Origin of the sequence: Streptomyces durocortorensis (assembly GCF_016901035.1) — a bacterium.
GTDB classification, from domain to species: domain Bacteria; phylum Actinomycetota; class Actinomycetes; order Streptomycetales; family Streptomycetaceae; genus Streptomyces; species Streptomyces durocortorensis.
In genome coordinates, this window is the sequence record NZ_JAFEUF010000360.1 from 1 (window position 1) to 5,028 (window position 5,028).

General features: G+C 74.3%; 5 protein-coding genes and 1 pseudogene. All 6 read left to right on the forward strand.

Annotation, left to right across the window (positions count from 1 at the left end; genetic code table 11):
* Positions 1-529, forward strand: a pseudogene (hisH, locus tag JS521_RS33670) (imidazole glycerol phosphate synthase subunit HisH); the annotation flags it as partial.
* A complete protein-coding gene (gene priA, locus JS521_RS33675) occupies positions 529-1,254 on the forward strand; it encodes a bifunctional 1-(5-phosphoribosyl)-5-((5-phosphoribosylamino)methylideneamino)imidazole-4-carboxamide isomerase/phosphoribosylanthranilate isomerase PriA (protein ID WP_010064537.1) in 726 nt (241 codons plus the stop codon). The pseudogene hisH and the gene priA, both read left to right, overlap by 1 nt.
* Complete coding sequence (locus JS521_RS33680; RefSeq protein ID WP_205086686.1) at positions 1,251-1,664, forward strand: RidA family protein; 414 nt, start codon at positions 1,251-1,253, stop codon at positions 1,662-1,664. The genes priA and JS521_RS33680 overlap by 4 nt, the downstream gene beginning before the upstream one ends.
* The gene (gene hisF / locus JS521_RS33685; protein WP_205086687.1) at positions 1,661-2,416 is read left to right on the forward strand and encodes an imidazole glycerol phosphate synthase subunit HisF; all 756 of its coding nucleotides are present in this window, start codon (positions 1,661-1,663) and stop codon (positions 2,414-2,416) included. Before JS521_RS33680 ends, hisF begins: the two co-directional genes overlap by 4 nt.
* Positions 2,417-2,621: 205 nt before the next feature.
* A complete protein-coding gene (gene bdeA / locus JS521_RS33690; protein ID WP_205086688.1) occupies positions 2,622-3,545 on the forward strand; it encodes a bis(hydroxyethyl) terephthalate hydrolase in 924 nt (307 codons plus the stop codon).
* 145 nt (positions 3,546-3,690) lie between these two features.
* A partial coding sequence (locus JS521_RS33695; RefSeq protein WP_307847995.1) for an AAA family ATPase occupies positions 3,691-5,028 on the forward strand: 1,338 nt, incomplete at its 3' end.

The following is a 5,028-nucleotide window of genomic DNA, read 5'->3' on the forward strand; positions in this document are numbered from 1 at the left end:
CCGGGCCCCCCCGGGGGGGGGGGCCCGGGCCCGGGGGGGGGGGGGGGGGCGGCCCGCGCGGGCGGGGGTTTGGGGGCCCGGGGGGGTTTGTCGGGGGGCCGGCGGGCGCCCGGGGGCCCGCCCCGTCATGGGCATCTGCGTCGGGATGCAGATCCTCTTCGAGCGCGGCATCGAGCACGGCGTGGAGACCGAGGGCCTGGACGAATGGCCCGGTACGGTCGGCCCCCTGAAGGCCGATGTCGTCCCGCACATGGGGTGGAACACCGTGGAGGCCCCCGAGGACTCCCGGCTCTTCGCCGGGCTGGACCCCGAGGCCCGCTACTACTTCGTGCACTCCTACGCGGCGCACGACTGGACCCTCGAAGTCACCAACGCCAAGATCCGTGCCCCCAAGGTCACCTGGGCCACGCACGGCGAACGGTTCGTGGCCGCCGTGGAGAACGGCGCGCTGTGGGCCACCCAGTTCCACCCTGAGAAGTCCGGCGATGCCGGCGCCCAGCTGCTGACCAACTGGATCGAGACGCTGTAATGCCGAAGCTTGAACTGCTCCCCGCCGTCGACGTCCGCGACGGCCAGGCCGTCCGCCTCGTCCACGGCGAGTCCGGCTCCGAGACCTCCTACGGCTCCCCGCTGGAGGCCGCCCTCGCCTGGCAGTCCGCCGGAGCCGAGTGGCTGCACCTCGTCGACCTGGACGCCGCCTTCGGCACCGGCGACAACCGCGCCCTGATCGCCGAGGTCGCCGGGGCCATGGACATCAAGGTCGAGCTGTCCGGCGGCATCCGCGACGACGCCTCGCTGGAGGCCGCGCTCGCCACCGGCTGCCGCCGCGTCAACCTCGGCACCGCCGCCCTGGAGACCCCCGAGTGGGTCGCCAAGGTCATCGCCGAGCACGGCGACAAGATCGCCGTCGGCCTCGACGTCCGCGGCACCACCCTGCGCGGCCGCGGCTGGACCCGCGACGGCGGCGACCTCTACGAGACCCTCGCCCGCCTCGACGCCGAGGGCTGCGCGCGGTACGTCGTCACCGACATCGCCAAGGACGGCACCCTGGAAGGCCCCAACCTGGGCCTCCTGCGCGACGTCTGCGCCGTCACCGACCGCCCGGTCGTCGCCTCCGGCGGCGTCTCGTCCCTGGACGACCTCCGCGCGATCTCCCTCCTCGTCCCCGAAGGCGTCGAGGGCGCGATCGTCGGCAAGGCGCTGTATGCCAAGGCGTTCACGCTGGAAGAGGCCCTCAAGGCGGTCGCCGCGTGACCGATTCCGATTCCGCTTCCGCCGTACGCCGGATCTCCACCGGCGCCCCCTGGGAGGAGAAGTTCGGCTACTCCCGCGCGGTCGAACTGCCCAACGGGCTCGTCCTGGTGGCCGGCTGCACCTCCGTCATCAACGGCCAGATCTCCGCGGGCTCCCCGTACGAGCAGGCCATCACCTCCTTCGACGTCGCGTTCGCGGCGCTGGAGCAGGTGGGGCTGGGGCGCGAGGACGTCGTCCGCACCCGGATGTACCTCACCCACGCCCGGGACGTGGAGGAGGTCGGCCGCGCCCACAAGGAGCTGTTCGACGCCGTACGCCCCGCCGCCTCCATGATCATCGTGTCCGGGTTCGTGGACCCGAGCCTGGTCGTCGAGGTCGAGATCGAGGCCTACCGGGGAGGTGCGCGATGACTCTCGCCGTACGGGTCATCCCCTGCCTCGACGTCGACAACGGCCGGGTCGTCAAGGGCGTCAACTTCCAGAACCTGCGTGACGCGGGCGACCCCGTCGAGATGGCCAAGCTGTACGACGCCGAGGGCGCCGACGAGCTGACCTTCCTCGACATCACCGCCTCCAGCGGCGACCGCGAGACGACGTACGACGTGGTCCGCCGCACCGCCGAGCAGGTCTTCATCCCGCTCACCGTGGGCGGCGGCGTCCGCACCCCGGACGACGTCGACAAGCTGCTGCGTGCCGGGGCGGACAAGGTCGGCGTCAACACCGCCGCCATCGCCCGCCCCGACCTCATCCGCGAGATCGCCGAACGCTTCGGCCGCCAGGTCCTGGTGCTCTCGGTCGACGCCCGCCGCACGCCGGAGGGCACGTTCGAGGTCACCACGCACGGCGGTCGCAAGGGCACCGGCATCGACGCCGTCGAGTGGGCCCACCGGGCCGCCGAGCTGGGCGCGGGCGAGATCCTGCTCAACTCGATGGACGCGGACGGCACGAAGGACGGCTACGACACGGAGATGATCGAGGCGGTACGGGGGCACGTCACCGTCCCCGTCATCGCCTCCGGCGGCGCGGGCCGGCTCGCGGACTTCGCCCCGGCGATCGAAGCGGGCGCGGACGCGGTGCTCGCCGCATCGGTGTTCCACTTCGGCGACCTGCGGATCTCCGAGGTGAAGGACGCCCTGCGGGAGGCAGGAAAGCCGGTCCGTTAGGATCCTCGACCCCTTTCGGCGGTATCACCGGTCCGCCAAGACCGGTGATACCGCCGATGCGCGTGCACGGGACGCACCGTGAGAGTGGCGACCGCCGACGAACGACGACGGCAGCCACGCGGCGCACCCCGACAGCCCCCGGACGACGGGCTCACGGGCCTTCGCGTGGTGTGGTTCCCCACCGCCACCACCGAGAGGATCCCCCGTGCAGCAGCACCTCCTCGCACGCCGACAGGCCCCACGCCCGAGCCGCCCCCGTACGTTCACGGGCCTGCTGGCCTCCGCCGCGGCCACCGCCGGCCTCCTGCTGACCGCCCTGGCACCCGGCGCGCAGGCCGTCGCCGACAACCCCTACGAGCGCGGCCCGGCCCCCACCAACGCCTCCATCGAGGCGAGTCGGGGCTCGTACGCCACCTCGCAGACCTCCGTCTCCTCGCTCGCCGTGAGCGGATTCGGCGGCGGCACCATCTACTACCCGACCTCCACCGCCGACGGCACCTTCGGCGCGGTCGTCATCTCGCCCGGCTTCACCGCCTACCAGTCCTCCATCGCCTGGCTCGGCCCGCGCCTGGCCTCGCAGGGCTTCGTGGTCTTCACCATCGACACCAACACCACCCTCGACCAGCCCGACAGCCGGGGCCGCCAGCTCCTGTCCGCGCTGGACTACCTGACCCAGCGCAGCACGGTACGGACTCGGGTCGACGCCTCCCGGCTCGGCGTGATGGGCCACTCGATGGGCGGCGGGGGCTCGCTGGAGGCCGCCAAGAGCCGTACGTCGTTGAAGGCGGCGATCCCGCTGACCGGCTGGAACACCGACAAGACCTGGTCCGAACTGCGCACGCCCACCCTGGTGGTCGGCGCGGACGGCGACACGGTCGCCCCGGTCGCCACGCACTCCGAGCCGTTCTACGAGTCGCTGCCCGGCTCCCTGGACAAGGCCTACCTGGAGCTGCGGGGCGCCTCGCACTTCACGCCCAACTCGTCCAACACCACGATCGCCAAGTACAGCCTTTCGTGGCTGAAGCGATTCATCGACAACGACACCCGCTACGAGCAGTTCCTCTGCCCGCTGCCGCGGCCGAGCCTGACCATCGCGGAGTACCGGGGCAACTGCCCGCACACCGCGTAATCCCGGCGCTCCGGGCCCTGGCGCACTGTGCTCCGGCACAGCGCGGCAGGGCTCCGGATGGGAGCCCGCACCCGACCCGGCCGTCGCCGGGCGGGGCGTGGACGCGGCACTTCCTCCCTGGCCGGGGCGACCGTACCGTGCCGGTGTGACCCCATCGACGACCGTGCGCAGTCCGCTCCGGCTGTACGGCCGGGACGATGAACTCGCCACCCTGGAAAGCCTGTTGGAGTCGTTGCGGCGGGGCGACGGAGGTGCGCTGGTGCTGGCCGCGCCGCCCGGTCTCGGCCGCACGGCGCTGCTGCGCGCGGCCGCGGAGGCGCACCGGGGCAGGGGCCCCGTGCTGTACGCCACGGCCGCTCCCGCCGAACGTGCCGTGCCCTACAGCGGGCTGGGTGCCCTGCTCGGCCAGGCCCCGGCCCCGGCCACTGCCTCGGCCCTGTCCGCCTTCTCGTCCTCCGCCTTCCCGTCCTCCGGCATCACGCCCGATGCCCTGGTCGGCCGGCTGCGGGAACTCGCCGCCGGGCAGCCCCTGCTGGTCTGCGCCGACGACGCGCACGCCTGGGACCGGGCGTCCCGGGCCGCCCTCGCCTTCGCGGCCCGGAGACTGGGGGCGGGCAGCGGGATCGCCGTCCTCGTCTCGGCCGCCGAGGGCGCCGCCTTCGCCGGACTGCCCACGCTCCACCTGGGGCCGCTGGACGAGGGGGCGGCCTCGGCGCTCCTGGACCGGCTGACCCGCGGTACGGAGGGGCTCGACCCGGTCGTGCGCGCCGAACTCCTCCGCGAGGCGGCCGGAAACCCCCGCCTGCTCGCCGGACTCACCGGCCGCCTCACCCCGGACCAGCTCGCCGGCCGCACCCCGCTGCCCTTGCCCCTGCCCGGCGGCGAAGCGGTGCTGGCCGCCCACGCCGAACGCCTCGACGGCCTCCCGGGCCGGACCCGGACCCTGCTCCTGCTCGCCGCGGCGGCCCAGGAGCACGAGCCGGACGGCGCCGGCGCGGACGCCCTGCTCCTGCTGCGCGCGGGCGCGCGGGCCGGACTGTCCCGGGCCTTCCTGGACCGGGCCCTGTTCGACGGCACCGGCACCGACTCCCTCCTTCAACGAGCAGGCAGCCGCGTGCACTTCGCCCACCGCCTGGTCGCCCGCGCCGTACTCCACCACGCCCCGTGGACCGACCGCCGCGCGGCCCACGAACTGCTCGCCTCCCTGCTGACGGAGTCCGGGGACCGTGTTCTCCGAGGGGCCTCGGACGGGTTGGGGGCCTTGGGTGGGTTGGCGGCGCCGGAGGTGTCGGAGGAGCCGGAAGCGTCGGAGGTGTCGGAGGTCCTGGCCGGGCCGGGCGTTGCGGCGGTCTTGGCCGGGCCGGGCGTCGCGGAGGTGCCGGCGGCTCCGGCCGCCCGAACCGCGCCCCCCCCCCCCCCCCCCCCCCCCCCGGGCCCGGGGGCCCCGGCGCGGCCGCCGCTCCTGCTCGCCGCCCTCGTCCAG